General features: G+C 41.1%; 20 protein-coding genes. 17 read left to right on the top strand and 3 right to left on the bottom strand.

Annotation, left to right across the window (positions count from 1 at the left end; translation table 11 throughout):
* Positions 1–49: 49 nt before the first annotated feature.
* A complete protein-coding gene (locus PROCOU_RS05620) occupies positions 50–415 on the bottom strand; it encodes a DUF4064 domain-containing protein (protein ID WP_036070293.1) in 366 nt (121 codons plus the stop codon).
* 232 nt (positions 416–647) lie between these two features.
* Here PROCOU_RS05620 and PROCOU_RS05615 point away from each other — a divergent pair, with 232 nt between their 5' ends.
* Together PROCOU_RS05615 and PROCOU_RS05610 are read left to right on the top strand one after the other, a co-directional pair.
* Positions 648–1,127: a methylated-DNA--[protein]-cysteine S-methyltransferase gene (locus PROCOU_RS05615; protein ID WP_036070290.1), complete on the top strand. Its 480-nt coding sequence runs from the start codon at positions 648–650 to the stop codon at positions 1,125–1,127.
* Positions 1,128–1,214: 87 nt separating this feature from the next.
* A complete protein-coding gene (locus PROCOU_RS05610; protein WP_051994218.1) occupies positions 1,215–1,544 on the top strand; it encodes a hypothetical protein in 330 nt (109 codons plus the stop codon).
* 47 nt (positions 1,545–1,591) lie between these two features.
* On the opposite strand, the gene PROCOU_RS05605 is transcribed toward PROCOU_RS05610, so the two are convergent.
* Positions 1,592–2,290, bottom strand: a complete 699-nt coding sequence (locus PROCOU_RS05605; protein WP_036070288.1) for a DsbA family oxidoreductase — start codon at positions 2,288–2,290, stop codon at positions 1,592–1,594.
* Positions 2,291–2,454: 164 nt separating this feature from the next.
* Between PROCOU_RS05605 and PROCOU_RS05600 the strand changes: the two genes are divergently transcribed.
* The 8 genes from PROCOU_RS05600 (at position 2,455) to PROCOU_RS05570 (ending at position 7,764) form a co-directional block, all read left to right on the top strand.
* On the top strand, positions 2,455–3,216 hold the full coding sequence (locus PROCOU_RS05600) for an FAD synthetase family protein (RefSeq protein ID WP_036070286.1): 762 nt from the start codon (positions 2,455–2,457) through the stop codon (positions 3,214–3,216).
* A gap of 86 nt (positions 3,217–3,302) precedes the next feature.
* Positions 3,303–3,782, top strand: coding sequence for a DUF6530 family protein (locus PROCOU_RS05595; RefSeq protein ID WP_036070283.1), 480 nt, complete (start codon positions 3,303–3,305; stop codon positions 3,780–3,782).
* A gap of 14 nt (positions 3,783–3,796) precedes the next feature.
* Positions 3,797–4,150: a GIY-YIG nuclease family protein gene (locus tag PROCOU_RS05590; protein ID WP_036070281.1), complete on the top strand. Its 354-nt coding sequence runs from the start codon at positions 3,797–3,799 to the stop codon at positions 4,148–4,150.
* A gap of 122 nt (positions 4,151–4,272) precedes the next feature.
* Positions 4,273–5,097 (top strand): hypothetical protein, encoded by an 825-nt coding sequence (locus PROCOU_RS05585; protein WP_133619754.1) that lies wholly within the window; start codon positions 4,273–4,275, stop codon positions 5,095–5,097.
* Complete coding sequence (locus tag PROCOU_RS18290) at positions 5,094–5,402, top strand: hypothetical protein (protein WP_051994217.1); 309 nt, start codon at positions 5,094–5,096, stop codon at positions 5,400–5,402. The genes PROCOU_RS05585 and PROCOU_RS18290 overlap by 4 nt, the downstream gene beginning before the upstream one ends.
* Positions 5,365–5,889, top strand: coding sequence for a GDSL-type esterase/lipase family protein (locus tag PROCOU_RS17075; RefSeq protein WP_244266239.1), 525 nt, complete (start codon positions 5,365–5,367; stop codon positions 5,887–5,889). The genes PROCOU_RS18290 and PROCOU_RS17075 overlap by 38 nt, the downstream gene beginning before the upstream one ends.
* Positions 5,886–6,791 carry an ABC transporter ATP-binding protein gene (locus PROCOU_RS05575; RefSeq protein WP_036070275.1) on the top strand — a complete coding sequence of 302 codons (906 nt, stop codon included), beginning with the start codon at positions 5,886–5,888 and terminating at the stop codon, positions 6,789–6,791. Before PROCOU_RS17075 ends, PROCOU_RS05575 begins: the two co-directional genes overlap by 4 nt.
* Entirely contained in the window at positions 6,784–7,764 is a 981-nt protein-coding gene (locus tag PROCOU_RS05570; RefSeq protein WP_036070273.1) for an ABC transporter permease, read from the top strand. Before PROCOU_RS05575 ends, PROCOU_RS05570 begins: the two co-directional genes overlap by 8 nt.
* A gap of 128 nt (positions 7,765–7,892) precedes the next feature.
* Here PROCOU_RS05570 and ygjK read toward each other — a convergent pair whose 3' ends face one another.
* Positions 7,893–10,256, bottom strand: a complete 2,364-nt coding sequence (ygjK, locus tag PROCOU_RS05565; RefSeq protein ID WP_051994215.1) for an alpha-glucosidase — start codon at positions 10,254–10,256, stop codon at positions 7,893–7,895.
* 204 nt (positions 10,257–10,460) lie between these two features.
* Here ygjK and PROCOU_RS05560 point away from each other — a divergent pair, with 204 nt between their 5' ends.
* The 7 genes from PROCOU_RS05560 to PROCOU_RS05530 all read left to right on the top strand — a co-directional run bounded on the left by PROCOU_RS05560 (position 10,461) and on the right by PROCOU_RS05530 (position 16,667).
* Positions 10,461–11,327: a VOC family protein gene (locus tag PROCOU_RS05560; protein WP_036070271.1), complete on the top strand. Its 867-nt coding sequence runs from the start codon at positions 10,461–10,463 to the stop codon at positions 11,325–11,327.
* Positions 11,324–12,280 carry a ring-cleaving dioxygenase gene (locus tag PROCOU_RS05555; RefSeq protein WP_036070269.1) on the top strand — a complete coding sequence of 319 codons (957 nt, stop codon included), beginning with the start codon at positions 11,324–11,326 and terminating at the stop codon, positions 12,278–12,280. The genes PROCOU_RS05560 and PROCOU_RS05555 overlap by 4 nt, the downstream gene beginning before the upstream one ends.
* A 7-nt stretch (positions 12,281–12,287) precedes the next feature.
* Complete coding sequence (locus PROCOU_RS05550) at positions 12,288–12,896, top strand: alpha/beta hydrolase (protein WP_036070266.1); 609 nt, start codon at positions 12,288–12,290, stop codon at positions 12,894–12,896.
* Positions 12,889–13,506 (top strand): flavin reductase family protein, encoded by a 618-nt coding sequence (locus PROCOU_RS05545; protein WP_036070264.1) that lies wholly within the window; start codon positions 12,889–12,891, stop codon positions 13,504–13,506. Before PROCOU_RS05550 ends, PROCOU_RS05545 begins: the two co-directional genes overlap by 8 nt.
* Positions 13,507–13,590: 84 nt before the next feature.
* On the top strand, positions 13,591–14,100 hold the full coding sequence (locus tag PROCOU_RS05540) for a GNAT family N-acetyltransferase (protein WP_036070263.1): 510 nt from the start codon (positions 13,591–13,593) through the stop codon (positions 14,098–14,100).
* Between the two features lie 373 nt (positions 14,101–14,473).
* Complete coding sequence (hflX, locus tag PROCOU_RS05535) at positions 14,474–15,745, top strand: GTPase HflX (protein WP_036070262.1); 1,272 nt, start codon at positions 14,474–14,476, stop codon at positions 15,743–15,745.
* 52 nt (positions 15,746–15,797) lie between these two features.
* Positions 15,798–16,667 carry a metallophosphoesterase gene (locus PROCOU_RS05530; protein WP_036070261.1) on the top strand — a complete coding sequence of 290 codons (870 nt, stop codon included), beginning with the start codon at positions 15,798–15,800 and terminating at the stop codon, positions 16,665–16,667.
* Positions 16,668–16,713 lie beyond the last annotated feature (46 nt).

The following is a 16,713-nucleotide window of genomic DNA, read 5'->3' as shown; positions in this document are numbered from 1 at the left end:
GGCATGATTTCACTAGTACTTGCTAAGTTTCGACTTGCTTTTGGTTGGACTATGATCCATATTTAGGCGATGGGACGCGAAAGATTGCCATTAAGCCAGCAAGAATGATTAGAATTCCAGAAACAATCCAAATTTGACCAACTACAAAGAACATGATAATGCCGATAAGTGTTAGGACAACACCCCAACCACGTGGACTTTTTTTAATGAGAAGTGTTGACACTAAGGCGAGTGCAGATGCAATAATGGTTATCCAACCGAGTGTTGCAATGCTATCCCCAAGCGCACCATCAAAATACGTAAAGGTTTGGATGTAATCCGTAATGTCGTTACCGTAAGCAACAATCCAAAATCCAGCTACTAAACCGATGATGGAACCAATTAAACCTAATACTAATTCTACTGTTCTTGACATTTTTTTTAACCTCCTATCTGATGAACCCTTAAGATGAACAATGTAGTTCTCTGAAAGGTTATCCTATGTTCCACACATGAAGAACGTACAAGGCATTTTTACCCTATTTTGAAAAGAATAATCTTGAATGGAGAGGTTTTGTTGGAATAGTTGTTAATTGTTACTAAAAAACAATATTTGTTATTTGGTAGTGTACGTGGTAACTTGGAAAGAGAAGGAGAGGCGATGGAAAATGCAACTTTGTGTGAATGAAATGGATTCTCCGTTGGGAAAGCTTTATCTTGGTGTAACAGAGAACGTTGTAAGGTATATCTCGTATGATGAAGCAACTTTTTTGCAGGTTGGAATGGATTTTAGGACAGAAGAAAATGAGCTGATGCGACGATTGAAAGATGAGTTGAGCGCTTTTTTTATTGGAGAAATAAATAGTTTTACGGTGCCGTTGGAAGTGAGAGGAACGGATTTTCAGATGAAGGTATGGCAGTCTTTGCAACAGATTCCGTATGGTGCAGTGGTTTCCTATAAGGACATCGCAGAGTGGGTGGGGAGTCCAAAAGCTGTGAGGGCGGTTGGCCAGGCGAATCGTGCGAATCCAATTCCGATTATTATTCCATGTCACCGCGTGATTCAAGCTGGTGGGAAGTTAGGTGGTTATAATGGAAGTGATGTTGACCGGAAAAGATGGTTATTGAATCGCGAAATGCCTTTTTAGAATGTTATTATAAATTTCATGGCTCGTTCATAATTTTTTCTTATTTATCGGATAAGATAATCATATAGTGAAAGGAGCTGGAATTACATGAATAATGAATTTGAAACGGCACCGAAGAAACAAGTGAACAAATGGAAATGGAGCACTATTATTGTGAGTATTGTTTCTGTTATGACGATATCATTTATGGGTTTTGCACTTTTTAATCAAAATCAAGCGGAGATGAATAATGATGGGTATATGCCAAGTAGCGGACACTCACAGATGGGTGGAACGGATGAGACATATGGAACACCACCGGGTGGGGGACCGAGAAGTCAACAGGGCGATGGCACCTCAGGTTCTAGCGACGATACAGATGCGAATTCAGGTGCTTCATTGAATCCAGATTCCAGTTCGTCGTCTAACGCCATATAACGCAAAAAACCACATTCGCGCAGAATGTGGTTTTTGATTGTATATAATTAGCAATTACATGATCCGCCTGAGCAACACTGGTCTTCAGAATCCTCTTTGTTTAGCATGGTAAGAGGGTTTTCCTCTTTCCAAACTTTATTTAAAACTTCTGTAAAACTAGTTGCGGGTTGTGCGCCGGACACGCCATATTTTTCATTGATTACAAAAAATGGAACGCCTTGAATCCCGAGTGATGCACCAGTTTGTTCATCATCTCGAACATTTGTTGCAAAAGCATCACTTGCTAACATTTCTAGCGTCTCAGTTTTGTCTAAGCCATTCGCCTCGGCTATTGTTGCCAATGTTTCGTGGTCGCTGAGATTTTTAGATTCTGTGAAGTAGGAATAGAGTAGCGCTTCTTTCACGCTTTCAGAAGTTCCTTTTGTTTTAGCAAATTGGAGCAAGCGGTGGGCATCAAATGTGTTTGTTGGAACCATTGTATCGAAATGGTAGTCAAGACCAACTGTTTTGGCTTGGGCGCTTACTTGATCATTCATGCTTTTGGCTTTTTCGACTGTCATGCCGTATTTTTCAGCTAAAATTTCATCCATCGTTTGATCGTATTGAGTCGGCGCGCTTGGGTCAAGTTCGAAACTGCGATATTCTATTTCGACCTCCTTGCCAAATTCCTTTAAACCCTTCTCAAAATTGCGTTTTCCAATATAACAAAACGGACATGCGAAGTCCGACCAAATTTCTACTTTCATGTGTATTCCTCCTAAAAGAATAATTTGTTCATCTGTGAACAGTATAACGCGCCAAGGTGAATATTTCAATCTAGTTGCTTACTATTTGTTAGCGATTAGAGCAAAGGAGTTGAGAAGTGGTAGTGAAATGCGGTATCTTTGTATGGTAGAGGAGTGAAGCTGGAATGGATATTTTTCAAGTGAGGGATCGGTTACCGGATAGTATAGACCCGGTAGTCTTAGTTATTGGCAAGTTTGATGGTGTTCACAAAGGGCATCAGCATTTATTGGCACGGGCTAAATCATTTTGCAGACCCGATGAAAAATTAGCAGTTGTATGCTTCACACCACATCCGTTATGGGCGCTGAAAAGAAATCCTGCTTACCAGCGCTCAATTACACCTGATATGGAAAAATTCAGATGGCTGGCGCATTTTGGCGTAGATAAGGTGTACAATGTTGCTTTTACAGAAAAGTATGCAGAAACATCTGCGGAAACGTTCATTAGAGATCATTTGGACGGATTGAACTTATCGCATATTGTTGTTGGTGAGAGCTTTAATTTCGGAAAAGGACGAGATTCGGATGTTGATTTGCTGATGGATTTGTGTGGTGAACGCTCTGTTCCAGTGACGGAAATTCCGTTTCTGCGAGATGGTGCCAATCATAAAGTGAGCTCGACGGATATCAGGACGGCCTTGTATGAGGGCGATTTTGAAAAAGCTGAAAATTTGCTAGGCCATCCTTATTTTATCGAGGGAAATGTGCGCGTCGAAAATGGTTGCTATTTGATTACAAAACTGGAGGATTTTGTGCTCCCTAAAGTGGCGAGATACCAAGTTCTTAAAGATAAAAAACAAATGGAAATTCAGGTTTTAGCTTCTGGAGAAATCGAGATTCCACTACGAATAAAACGTGTAAGAATTCAATTTGACACTATCCAATAGGTTAGTGTTTTTTGATAGGTTGATTTTCTATGAAGATACTGTTATACTAATTTAGTAATTTACTAAACTACTAAAGGAGAGGTACCATGAAAATCCCAACAAATTTAAAACATAAACCAGTCATTGTTGCTGAAAACTATGAAGAAGTGGATGGCAAATACGCATACAATTCGGATGCAAAGGGCTTGTCACTTGGTTTAGCGCAATGGAATGATCGCGGCAAGTTAGATATTTCAGCGAAAGTATGGCGGCATACTGGTGGGAAATGGTCTCGCCAATCGGAAGAATTACCGTTGCATCGTGTGTTAGATTTGGCCATTTTGATTGGACGGTCAAAGCTTTATTTTAAAGATGCTTATAAATATGAAGGATTATATGATAAAGAGAATCCACAAATTGATCGGATTGGTTTGCAAGGTGATGCGATGACGGTCTCGGTGTGTGATGATAATCAACTGATTGACGAAGATATTGCGCTATTTCAACAGGCTATGGCAGATAGTGACGAACTTTTAAGTGAGCGATTGCGGACGTTGAGTCATATTTTGAAAGAAGCTGGCTATTAGGAGGAGATTTTTTGATGGCATCGGAGAAAGAGTCACGTAAGGAGAAAATCAATGCGTACAAGCAAATGAAGCATCGAGCAGGCGTATACCGCTTTATTAGTAAGGAGACGGGTATTTATGCTTTGGCGGCTAGTATGGATTTGAAGGGGATTCAGAACAAATATTCGTTTGCCCAAAAAATGAATATGCCGGGCGCTTTGCCATGGACAATTGCGGATGAAGCAAAGAAATATGGTATGGAGACGATTGATTTAGAGGAATTAGAGCTCGTTGATATCAAGGATGAGATGACGAATCAAGATATTAAGGAAGAATTAGATGTTTTACTGGAGCTGTGGAAGGAAAAATTAATGAACGCAGCCGAGTAAGGAAAGCTGAAATAGATGAAATTGGCAGAGATGTTGATTTTCAGTCTGTTTCGGCTTTTTTGTTTAGCTTTGTCAGCAATTCTGCTATACTTAATCAAAAGTGGCGAAAGGCTGGTGAAGGAATGAGAAAATATTATATGCATCAAATTGGTATGGCGCTAATGATGATGTTTGGTGTTATAACAGGCCTTGGTGCTGTTCGGCGGTTGATGTATTTGACGCTTCTAGATCAGGAGCGATCAAGCTTGTACTGGATTATTGAACTAGGACTTTCCGTTATTATGATTGTAACGACGATTTTATCTTATTCTGATCGCCGGCTAAAAGGGACAGAAGTGGTGGTTAGCTTGTTATTTGTCACTTACTTCACGTATTTTGTGATTCGTGCGGTTATCGGAGTGGAAGAAGTAGTAAATGTGCAAAATGCCAATATTTTGACGATGTTGGTCGGCTTAGCTATGTTTGCAGCATTTGTTTTGTTCTACACGACTGAAAATGAAAAGATTATTGTAAAAAAGGAGAAACGGATACTTACGGCTAGCGGTTTTGTTATGGTATTAATCGGTGCTGGACTTGGAATTCTGCTCGCTGCTTTGAGGTATCAAGCGTATATAGAAAAGAAAGACTGGGATGGACTCGATTTTCAAAAAACGATTTTTTATCCAGCGATGATTTCAATGGGAGAATATTTATTCGTTGCATTTGCTTTTATTTTAATGGCTTTTCTGCTTTTTCAAAAGTGGCACTTGCTTTTGGCATATGTTGGGATGGGTATTGCGGTGCGGGAATTACTTTTTGGGTGGCTGCAAATACAAGCTTTACGAGGTGATGATGTAGCATTAACGATGCTAACAATTTTGCCATTATTTGTTGGTTTAACAGGGTTTATAGGCTTCCTTTTATTTGTGGGAGGGGCTAACAGAGGCGAACAGGAGGAACAGACTTGAAGCGAAATAAATGGATAATTATAATGACTTGGATTTCGGTGTTAGCGCTACTGCTATGTATTGCGGGTTTAATCGCCGTGGCACAAGGATATACGAAATCGGGAAATAACACGGTTGAAAAAACAGAAACGAAGACGGAAACAAAGCAATCAGATAGGTTCCAAGTGACGGGCCTTGGTGATTCGCTTACGGCGGGCGTTGGTGATACGGATGGCAAAGGCTATGTTCGTCGCGTCGTGGATACACTCGAAAAAAAAAGGAACAAAAGTGACACTATCGAATTTGGCTATAAGTGGCGCGCGTAGCAACCAGTTGCTCAACCAGCTAGGTCAAAAAGAAATTGCGCAACAAGTGACAAATGCTGACGTGATTTTTATGACAATTGGTGGGAATGATTTGTTTCGTGGCGGTGCGGCATTAGAAGATTTAAATGCGTCAGAAATTCAAAAAAACGAGACAGCGTATTTAAAAAACTTAGAGCAGACGTATGCGCGAATTCGAGCGCTAAATAAAGATGCAGTCATATATCATCTTGGCTTGTACAACCCGTTTGTGGATGTGAAAAACCGAGCGGAATTGGCAAGTATTGCAGCAAAATGGAACATGGATACGCAGAATTTAGCGAGCAAGTTTTCGCGTGTAGTATATGTTCCAACATATGACTACTTTATTTTGAATGGCAAGAAATATTTATCGAGTGATCATTTTCATCCGAACGGAGCTGGCTACCAGCTATTTGCAGATCGGGTATCAAGTGTCATGACAACGGATGAGGAGAGTGATGCGAAATGACGACGGCGCTTTTAGTGCAAGACTTGAATAAGAAAATTGGCAAGCGGGAAATTATTAAGAACTTGAGTTTTGAAGTAAATGAGGGCGAAGTATTCGGTTTTTTAGGGCCAAATGGTGCAGGTAAAACGACGACAATTCGGATGCTCGTTGGACTGATAAAGCCAACTTCTGGTACGATTCTAATTGGTGGAAAAGATATTCAGAAGCATTTCACCGAGGCAATGAAGAGTCTGGGGTGTATTGTGGAGAATCCGGAGTTCTATCCATTTTTAACAGGTTGGGAGAACTTGGCGTATTTTGCGCGGATGGATCGTTCCATTAAGCCAGAACGTTTGCAGGAGGTAACCGACCTTGTTGGGATGACAGCACGCGTTCATGACCGGGTTTCTACATACTCACTTGGGATGCGCCAGCGTTTAGGAATTGCACAAGCGCTTCTGCCAAATCCGAAGTTACTGATTTTAGATGAACCAACGAATGGGCTGGATCCCTCGGGAATTCGTGAAATGCGTGATTTTATTCGTTATTTGGCGAAAAAGGAAGGAATTAGCGTACTAGTTTCTTCGCATTTACTTAGCGAAATTCAGTTGTTGTGTGATCGCGTGGCTATTATGACGAATGGTGAAATTATTGCGACAGATGATGTGGATAAGTTGTTATCTGATCGCGAAAAAACACGCTGGCGTTTTGAACCGATGGCAAAGGGCGCGGCGATTTTGGCAGAAATGACGGAAGTGATAGAGCAGGATGGCGCGTTTTACACGAGTTTTGAGGCGGATAAACTACCGGTTTGGAATAGTCGGGTCGTACGTGCCGGTGTTCAAGTACTTGAAATGCAGAAGATTACGCCATCTTTAGAAGATTTGTTTATTGAACTGACAGGAGGACAAGGCATTGATTAACTTAGTTTATAATGAGCAGTTGAAGCTTTATCGCAAACGCCGCCTCCTTATTATTTTATTTTTAGTTGCAATTATTGTAGGAATTTTTACGTATGCGCAGTTTAGACAACATCAGGAGGATGAACAAAAATCGGGGACGACGGATTGGCATGTGCAGGTGCAGCAGCAGATTGTGGATATCGAAAACCGCCTGAGCTCGAATCGTATTCCGGATGAGTATAAGAAATATATGCGTGTGACGCTTGGTCAGTTGCAGTATTACTTAGATAAGGATGTGAATCCGAATGCGCCCGGAGCTCCAACTTTCTTGAAATCATTTGTTGAAAATGGAATTGGGTTGCTGTTTCCATTATTCGTAATGGTAATTGCCGCAGATTTAATTTCATCGGAGTCGGGGAGTGGGACCATAAAATTCTTGCTGACAAGGCCGGTGAAGCGTTGGCGCATCTTGACGAGTAAATTTATTTCAATGATGCTGTCTGTATCGATTATTTTGTTGGCATCGGCCATTATTGCATATGCTATATCGGGAGTTGTGTTCGGTTATGGCGGCTGGACGGCACCAATTCTGACAGGATTTGATGTAAGCGGGGATGCTGTTGGAACAGCGGGCGTTTATTCATTACCGATGTGGCAGTATCTATTAATGGAATTTGGCTTGGCGTGGTTAGTCGCGATAGTAATTGGGGTGCTAACATTGATGTGTTCGGTGTTGGTTAGGAGCACCGCAGCCGTAATGGGCATTATGTTGTCATCACTGATTACAGGATCTATTTTGAGTAATCTCGTATCATCTTGGCCAAGTGCAAAATATTTATTCATGGTAAATTTACAGCTAACGAATTATTTGAATGGAACGAGCCCACCAGTAGATGGAATGACGCTAGGGTTTTCAGTTGTGACATTGCTTGTTTGGACGATTGCCGGATTGATTATATCTTATTGGGTATTTATGAAGCGAGATGTTTATTGAATATTTAAGTAAAATGAGGTTTCAAAGCTAGAATTGGCTTTGGAGCCTGTTTTTTGCAAAAGAGCTTATTCAGGATATCAATTTTGACAGCGCTGAATAAGCTCGATATGATTTGTTCGTATAAAAATTTACTTCTTAATGCCAGTTTGACTCGTTGTTTTGTCGTCAATAATTGTATTTTGATACATTAAGTAGTAGGCGGCAGAAGACCAACTGAAATTTTTAGTACTTAAGCCATCACCAGTAAGTGGATCATAATTTTCATGAATTGGTCCGTTGCCCATCAAACCGTCTGCGTGGTTAAATAAGTTTTTTGATAGGAATGTGGCATCTGGTTTGTAACCGTAATTTTGCAAAGCTTCTACACCAAATAATGCTTGATCAAGCCAAACAGGGCCACGCCAGTATTCTGTTGCACGGAATCGTTGGTTATCTTTAGAGGCTGTTGGAAATGGCATGTATGTGTTGAATTTATTTGGAGAAAGCATATTTTTACGTACGTTTGCTGCCTTATCCGAGTCTGAAAGGTTCGCCCAAAGTGGAATCCAGCCCTCTGTTCCTTTTCCACGATTTACAAGTAATTTTGTTTTGTTATCATCACTTATTTGTAAATCATAATAAAAACCAGTATCTTTATCGTACATATTTTTTTCGATGTAATTTTGTATTTTTTTTGCATCTTTTTTGTATTTGGTAGCATCATCTTCTTTGCTGAGTTGCTCTGCTATCGATACCAAGAAACCTTTTTCGGCGTAAAGGTAGGCGTTTAAATCGACGGATTCTTGATTGATAGAATAGCCGATTACTTTATCATTGCTATCTTTATTTTCCAAAACTAAAACGCCAGGATCATCTTTTCCAATACCATCTTTATCGAAGCGGACAGCATTATCCATACCACTTTCCCAGGCGGCGGCTTCGATGATTGCCTCGTCGTTTCGTTCGTAATGACCGTTTGCGTCTTTTATGTTGTTATCATTCGCGTCTTTTTTCCAATTGGCGTCACTAACCATGCTACCATATTCTGCGATGCCATTTTTGTTGTGGTCGCGGTTAGAATACCACCATTCGTGATAAGCGACTAGTTTTGGGTACATCTCTTTTAAGAAGTCTGTATCGTTGGTTTCTTTATAAATATTCCAAACAGCCCAGGCAGAAAGTGGAGGCTTCGAATTACGCTCATTCCAATTGCCACCGTCTCCACCGCGTTCAGGTGTCTTATTGTAGAAAATGGCATCAATAATTGCACCGGAATCTTGAGGTAGTATAGGATCATCTTTTTGGATTTGATAGTCAAATAAGGCGCGGATGCTATTTTTAGCTAGTTCGGGGTTAAACTTCACGGTTGCAACAGCTTCTTTCCATGAGTCCCAAGACCAAAGTCCGATAAACCATTTGTAGGACATCGAGGGCACAATACCATCGTGTTTAATCGCACCAGCCGGACTGCGCCAATTTGTTGTCAATGTTTCGATTGTTTTCACGGTAGCATTTTGATATTCTGGATGATTGGCCATATTTTTATTTGCGAATGTTTTATCTAGATAAGTTTGCCAACGTTTGGTGTTGTCTTGAAATAGTGTACTTTGATCTGCGATGTACGTATCCCATCTTGCTTTCTCAGTTTGGAACTCTTGATTGGTAAAGGTATAACTCTCTACGGCGTATGTTGCAAAATCTTTCGTAGGCTCAATAGTGATGACATTTTTGGCTTGAGATGTATATGTATTCTGATTTACAACATTTGTAACTGGCAGGTCATGATGGATAGAATATTTTGTTTGTGTTGTAGAGAAGAACGTCCACATTTCTCTTATATTCGAAAAATTAACTTGGATACCATTTGCTGTGGATGCAAGTGTTTGCTTCAAGTCGATTTGGTCGCTACCATCATCCAACTTGTTGAATAAAGTTCCCTGCCATAAAAGCGACAAGTGGAGCGGTTGTTCTGTTTTATTGGTGATTTTGGTTTTAATTAGGGCGCTACGATTGCTAACAAAAACTAAGTCTAGCTGTAATGTCAAATCGTCTAATTCATACGTTTGTACTAATTTACCTGGATAGTATGCAAAATCCGTGCTAGCTTCACGTAAATCATAGATTGTTTTTGTGTCATCGTTTGTTACTTGAATCTTATCAAATGTTGTAGCCAAATTCGCTGGATATTCTTCAGCGAGGATGACAGGGCCAGCAAAACCACCGAGTAAGTCAGGTGTGTTCCCATCAGGTAAGTAATAGCCGTGCCAAGCGCCTAAATCGGAAAAATTGTTAAAGCGATTAGTATCGTAATTTCCATACATATTTTCTGTTGGGTTTGCAGAGATATCAATCACATTTTTAAAATTTGCGACTTTCGGTTTTGGTGACTTCACGATTAATTCAGGTGCTTGTTCTGTTTTTTCTCCCTGATTCCATACGTTAAATGCGGTGATTCCAGCGACAATAAGCAGAATGACACCTAAGCTAATAAGCCAATAACTTTTCTTTTTCATCTCATACCTCCTATTTTTTGTTAACGCTTTCAAATAACGCTAATATTATAACTTATTTTTTATATAAATGCTAGGAAAGGCTTTATTGATAAGGGATTTGGAACTAAGAAGCATATCAACTTACTTTTTATAAGCAAAGTACTTTATTTTTTTATAGTTTAGTGGTAAACTGTTTTTAGGAAGTACGAGAAAGGATGTGAGGATATGATTACGGGTATACATCATGTGTCGGCTTTTACAAAATCAGCTACTGAAAACCGATATTTTTATACGACGATTCTTGGTTTACGGTTGGTGAAAAATACGGTAAATCAAAACAATACGCGGATGCGACATTTGTTTTATGGAGATTATCGCGGGAACCCAGGGACGTTACTGACGTTCTTTGAAATTAAGCGACTTGGCCGTGCCAGGCAGGAACATGATTTTTATGGAACGACATATTTGGCAGTTCCGGACGGTGCACTTGATTTTTGGGAGGAACGATTAAAGCCGTATGTAATGAAGATGGAGCGGACGAACTTTGGCTTGTATTTTCAAGATGCGGATAGTTTCCAAGTGATGTTAGTTGAGGTGCCTGAGCTGATAAATTCTGAGAATGCAACGCGACATACGGATATTTCTGCGGACAAGCAGGTGATTCGAATTCTAGGGCTGGATTGGCATGTACGGAATCCAGATAGGCTAGCGGATTTTTGGAAGCAGTTTTTGGAGTTGGAAAGGGAGCCTGTGACGCGATTTATTAAGAGTGATTCAGATGGAACAACAAGGATGGGTCGCGGGAGTATTGATCATGTTGCTTATCGTGTTTCAACGAAAGAAGCAGTTGCTATGTGGCATCAGAAGGTTATGGATGCTGGGTTAGAGGTCGTGGAATTCACGGATCGAGCCTATTTCACAAGTCTTTATTTTCGTGAGCCGAACGGGCTTCTGATTGAAATTGCCAGTGATACGCCTGGTTTTGCAATAGATGAAACGGTGGAAACATTAGGTGAAACGCTTGCCTTGCCACCATTTTTAGAAGGAAAACGAGAAGAAATTGAATCTATTTTAAAGGAGAATGACAAATGAAAGAATTAAAAGGAATCCACCACGTAACGGCGATGACAAGTAGTGCGGAGAAGAATTATGCGTTTTATACGGAAACGCTTGGGATGCGTCTTGTGAAGAAAACGGTGAATCAGGACGATATTCAGACGTACCATTTATTTTTTGCGGATGATGCTGGTTCGGCGGGAACGGATATGACATTTTTCGATTTTCCGAATTTGCCAAAAGGGCGTAAGGGAACGGACAGTATTTCGAAAACATCATTTCGTGTGCCGAGTGATGTTGCTTTGGATTACTGGGTGAAGCGGTTTGATGCGCTCGGGGTGGATCATGATGAGATTAGTGAGAGTTTTGGAAAAAAAGTATTGGCATTCCGTGATTTTGATGAGCAGTCGCTACAGTTGATTTCGGATGAAAATAATGAAGGCGTCGCACCTGGGATTCCATGGAAAAATGGACCGGTTCCGGCTGAATTTGCAATTTATGGTTTGGGTCCAGTATATTTGACGGTACAGAATAAGGAAAATATCGGCTTGGTGTTGACGGTCATACTAGGCTTTAGAGAAGTGGCTACAAGCGGGGCCGAACATTTATATGAGGTTGGTGAAGGCGGGAACGGAGCGCAAGTGATTGTGGAAGAGCGCAACGATATTTTACCTGCAATGCAAGGCTATGGTAATGTGCACCATGTCGCGTTTCGTGTTGAGGATCATGCAGAATTGGAAAAATGGATTGCGCGTGCGAATGAGTTTCAGGCACCGAATTCAGGTTATGTGGATCGTTTCTATTTTGAATCGCTGTACATGCCAGTTTCACAGCAAATTTTATTTGAGTTTGCGACGGATGGACCCGGTTTTGCGCAGGATGAGCCATATGAGACAATGGGTGAGAAGTTGTCACTACCACCGTTTTTAGAGTCAAAACGTGCGGCTATTGAAGCAGAAGTTCGTCCACTAAATACGAAAAGGAGCTGAGTGTAGTATGGAACATATTTTTATACAAGGAAAGAATAGAGAATTAATGCCGCTTGTGTTGCTTCACGGGACAGGTGGCGATGAACAATCGTTGTTGCAATTAGCTGAGATTATTGCGCCAGATGCAAGCGTACTATCTTTTCGTGGTGATGTTTCGGAGAATGGGGCAAACCGATTTTTCGCTCGATACGCAGATGGATCGTTTGACTTGGCAAGTTTGAAGGAAAAAACAGGGAGTTTAATTGCCGAAGTGAAAGAATTGGCTCCAAAATACGAATTTGATGCGGCACGTGTCGTTGCGGTTGGTTATTCAAACGGTGCGAACATTGCGGCAAATGCAATTTTGACGAATGATGCTAGTTTCCAAAAAGCGATTTTGTTTCATGCGATGCCTTCGGGTGAGGAGATGCCGGACTTTGCATTGAACCAGACAGCGGTTTTTGTGACGGCGGGCGTGAATGATCCATTGGTGAACGCCGCAGGTTCGCAAGCTTTGATTGATGGTCTACAAGCGCGTGGTGCAGATGTCGGAGCGCTTTGGACAGAGAATGGACATAATTTGACGCTGGCAGAAGTGGAAGCGGCGCGTGATTGGTATGTGGCGCAACATGATTAGGCTAGATGCTAATGTGATGTCACCGCAGGATAACTATAAATTTCTGAGTGGGGCGATTATTCCGAGACCGATTGCTTTTGTAACAACGCTAACGAAAAATGGCGTGTTGAATGCGGCACCGTTTAGTTTTTTCAATGTGGTTTCGAGTAATCCGCCGATTGTTTCGCTTGCGATTCAGCGGGAAAATGGATTGATGAAGGATACGGCGCGAAATATTGTTTCGACTGGCGAAATGGTGATTCAGCTTGTGGATGAGGATTTGACAGCGGAGATGAACAAGACAGCAGCGAGATTGGCACCAGAAGAAAACGAGCTTGATACGACGAATTTGACAACGATTTTGAGTGAAAAAGTGTCAGTACCAGCAATTAAGGAGGCCAAAATTCGGATGGAGGCCAAATTGTTTCAACATGTGCCAATTTCGAATGATGCGGGTGATATTGTGACTGATTTGATATTAGCTCGTGTACTGCTTTATCATGCGGATGAGACGGTTTTTGATGAAGACAAGCAATATGTTTTAACAGATGAATTGAAGTCAGTAGCGCGTTTAGCAGGAAATAATTACGCTAAATTGGGTGAGAGTTTTATTATTGAACGACCAAAATGAGCAACGTGGCGCGCAAATTTAGGCGCCGCGTTTTTTTTTTTCTGGTATAATGGAACGGGAATGGATGAAAAGGAGGCGGGTAGGATGATTCAGATTCGAGAAGCTTGTGAGTATGATGCGAAAAGATTTGCGAAAATGCAGTTGCAAATAGATGGTGAGACGGATTATATGTTATATGGTGCTGGGGAGCGGGAAATTTCAGTAAAGGACGCACGAAAACGGATTGAGTTTTTTGCAGATTTGCCATATTCGATGATTTTTGTGGCAGAAGATATGGAGACGGATGCGCTGGTAGGTTTTTTAATTGCGGATGGAAACCCGCCGAATCGGATGCAACATAGCATTTATATCGCGGTCGGTGTTGTGAAATCGCACTGGGGCAGGGGCGTGGCGACGCGTTTGTTTGGGCATATGGAGGCATGGGCGAAATCGCGCGGGGTAGTACGACGGATTGAGTTAGGCGTTTTGTGTGAAAACCAACCTGCTTTGCGCTTATATCAGAATCTTGGGTATGAGATTGAGGGGACGCATCGCGATTCTTTCATGATTGGCGCAAAGTATTATGATACATATTGGATGTCGAAATTAATATAATGACTTGCCAACCGCTTTTTACCATGTTACAATGTGACTAATTAAAATGATCGGAGGGTTGTCCTGATGTGGTATGTTAGACTTAGAATTCCAAATTCGCTAAACGTAACTAAATAGTGCGAGATTGCCTTATAGTATTTTTGGTTATGAGGCAAAAGGGATTGGTCTGCCTTTCATGAAGGAACCCATTTAGTAGGATACTAAAACTAAATATTTTCGCGTACCCAATGTTTTCCTATGGATACGTGTCGATATTAGCGGGGAAGCAGATGAATTGTCTGCTTCTTTTTGTCGTGCCTACGATTTTTTTTTGGCAATGACTGACTTATCCCCTCGCACGTGTATAAATAAACGAACACTGGAGGAATGAAAGATGATAAGAACAGCAATATTAGTCGGAATTACGATGCAGCAAGCAGATTTTGAATATTCAATGGCAGAATTAGGAAACCTAGCAGAAGCCAATGCAATAAAGCCGGTGGGTGAAATTACACAAAAATTGGATCGGAAAAATAAAGCAACTTATGTAGGAAAAGGAAAAGTGGATGAAATTAAGGGATTGGCGGAGCACGAGGATGTGGACGTTGTGATTTTTAATGATGAGTTGGCGCCTTCTCAAATTCGTAATTTGGAGGAGTTGTTGGAAATCGAAGTGATGGACCGGACGCGTTTAATATTGGATATTTTTGCGGAACGGGCGAAAACGAGAGAGGCACAGTTACAAGTCCAAGTAGCGCGCTTGAAATATGAGTTGCCACGTATTGTTGGTCAAGGTGAAGGCATGGACCAGCAAAGCGGAAAAGGCGGACTGAAAAATCGTGGGGCTGGGGAAACGAAGCTTGAGATGGATCGGCGCCGTATTAAGAGCCAGATTAGCCAGTTGAATAAGGAGTTAGATGGTCTCGTAGCAGAGCGCCAAGTGCAACGTCGTCAACGACAAAAAAATGAGATTCCAGTTGTTTCACTAGTTGGTTATACGAACGCTGGAAAGTCGACAATTATGAATGCAATGGTCACAGCACATAGTCAAACGGCAAATAAACAAGTTTTTGAGAAGGATATGCTGTTTGCAACGCTTGAGACAAGTGTTCGTGAAATTGTATTGCCGGATAAAAAACAGTTTTTGCTTACGGATACAGTCGGCTTTGTTAGCAAATTGCCACATAATTTAGTGAAAGCATTTCGTTCGACGCTTGAAGAGGCTGCAGAGGCAGATTTATTGATTCACGTTGTTGATGTCTCGCATGAACATTTTGAAGCGATGATAAAAACGACAGAAGAGACGCTGGCAGAGTTAGATATTACGGATCGACCGCTGATCTTTGTATATAATAAAGCAGATTTGGCGACGAATGTTGTATTCCCAAGGCGTGAGGGTGATAGTATCTACTTGTCTGCAAAAGAGGATGCAGGACTTGAGTTGCTTATTGAGATCATTAAGGAACAGGTATTTAATGATTATAAAACAGTGACTTTCGTGATTCCATTTAATCGCGGTGACATAGTTTCTTATTTAAATGAGCATGCAGATGTTCTGGAAACGGCTTACGAGAACGAGGGAACGGTTCTACAGGTGAATGCGCAAGAATCAGATCGAATGAAATTTGCAGAATTTATTACAGATGATATTCAAAAAGAAGGTTAAAATGTGATTTATTTGTTATAATGGTGGAAAAGATATGAAGGAATAGAAACTTATGAAAAATAATTTTTTGAAGGTTACAGGGTTTGTTGCGCTTGCTTTTACGGGCTATGCGTATTGGTCAACAAAACAGCTTAGAACAACGGATTATAACATTGCTTCAACTAAAATTGCACCAGAATTAGATGGATTTCGGATTTTACAACTTTCCGATATACATGGCGATACATTTGGACGCTATAATCATCGGTTAATTAAGAAAATATGGGCGATTGAGCCTGATATCATTGTGGTGACAGGTGATTTACTAGATGGTGATGAAGGTATCAATACTGCAATAACATTGATGCGTAAGCTTGCACGGCGTTACCCCATTTATTACGTAACCGGTAATCATGAGGCACGGAGCGCGAATTTAGAAGATCTGTTACCTGAGTTAGACAAAGCTGGTGTTACTTATTTGAAAAACCAGCATGTGTATATCGAACGTGACGGCAAATCGTTTGCGTTAGCTGGTATTGATGATCCGAGTATGCTAATTCAGAAGCCGCATCAGTTGACGTTTGTAGAAGAGATTGCGCGTGAAGAGGCGATTGTTCAAGAGGAACTTGAAGTAGCTACAAATGGCATTCCAGCTTCACAGTTTACTTTTTTGCTATCGCATCGACCTGAAAAATGGTCGTTATATCAGCAAGCGCCGATTGATTTGGTTTGTTGTGGTCATGCACATGGTGGACAAGTGCGTTTGCCTTTTACAGAGGGTTTATACGCACCGCATCAAGGCTTAATGCCGAAGTTGACGGCGGGATTGACAGAAGCTAACGGCAGAACAATGATAGTTAGCCGTGGCGTTGGAAATGCAACAGTTGTACCACGTGTTTTCAATGAACCAGATTTGCCAATCATCATATTGCGACATAAATAATGAGAAAGGGCTTGAGACAGCGATGGAAAAACGATGTTTCAAGCCC

The sequence above is a fragment of the Listeria rocourtiae FSL F6-920 genome (genome assembly GCF_000525975.1).
GTDB classification, from domain to species: domain Bacteria; phylum Bacillota; class Bacilli; order Lactobacillales; family Listeriaceae; genus Listeria_A; species Listeria_A rocourtiae.
This window is presented reverse-complemented; position numbering and strand designations above follow the sequence as displayed.

Excerpts from the sequence above, each read along its gene's own strand:
- PROCOU_RS05620 (WP_036070293.1), bottom strand. The coding sequence starts at position 415 with ATGTCAAGAACAGTAGAATTAGTATTAGGTTTAATTGGTTCCATCATC.
- PROCOU_RS05615 (WP_036070290.1), top strand. The coding sequence starts at position 648 with ATGCAACTTTGTGTGAATGAAATGGATTCTCCGTTGGGAAAGCTTTAT.
- PROCOU_RS05610 (WP_051994218.1), top strand. The coding sequence starts at position 1,215 with ATGAATAATGAATTTGAAACGGCACCGAAGAAACAAGTGAACAAATGG.
- PROCOU_RS05605 (WP_036070288.1), bottom strand. The coding sequence starts at position 2,290 with ATGAAAGTAGAAATTTGGTCGGACTTCGCATGTCCGTTTTGTTATATT.
- PROCOU_RS05600 (WP_036070286.1), top strand. The coding sequence starts at position 2,455 with ATGGATATTTTTCAAGTGAGGGATCGGTTACCGGATAGTATAGACCCG.
- PROCOU_RS05595 (WP_036070283.1), top strand. The coding sequence starts at position 3,303 with ATGAAAATCCCAACAAATTTAAAACATAAACCAGTCATTGTTGCTGAA.
- PROCOU_RS05590 (WP_036070281.1), top strand. The coding sequence starts at position 3,797 with ATGGCATCGGAGAAAGAGTCACGTAAGGAGAAAATCAATGCGTACAAG.
- PROCOU_RS05585 (WP_133619754.1), top strand. The coding sequence starts at position 4,273 with ATGAGAAAATATTATATGCATCAAATTGGTATGGCGCTAATGATGATG.
- PROCOU_RS05575 (WP_036070275.1), top strand. The coding sequence starts at position 5,886 with ATGACGACGGCGCTTTTAGTGCAAGACTTGAATAAGAAAATTGGCAAG.
- ygjK (WP_051994215.1), bottom strand. The coding sequence starts at position 10,256 with ATGAAAAAGAAAAGTTATTGGCTTATTAGCTTAGGTGTCATTCTGCTT.
- PROCOU_RS05560 (WP_036070271.1), top strand. The coding sequence starts at position 10,461 with ATGATTACGGGTATACATCATGTGTCGGCTTTTACAAAATCAGCTACT.
- PROCOU_RS05555 (WP_036070269.1), top strand. The coding sequence starts at position 11,324 with ATGAAAGAATTAAAAGGAATCCACCACGTAACGGCGATGACAAGTAGT.
- PROCOU_RS05550 (WP_036070266.1), top strand. The coding sequence starts at position 12,288 with ATGGAACATATTTTTATACAAGGAAAGAATAGAGAATTAATGCCGCTT.
- PROCOU_RS05545 (WP_036070264.1), top strand. The coding sequence starts at position 12,889 with ATGATTAGGCTAGATGCTAATGTGATGTCACCGCAGGATAACTATAAA.
- PROCOU_RS05540 (WP_036070263.1), top strand. The coding sequence starts at position 13,591 with ATGATTCAGATTCGAGAAGCTTGTGAGTATGATGCGAAAAGATTTGCG.
- hflX (WP_036070262.1), top strand. The coding sequence starts at position 14,474 with ATGATAAGAACAGCAATATTAGTCGGAATTACGATGCAGCAAGCAGAT.
- PROCOU_RS05530 (WP_036070261.1), top strand. The coding sequence starts at position 15,798 with ATGAAAAATAATTTTTTGAAGGTTACAGGGTTTGTTGCGCTTGCTTTT.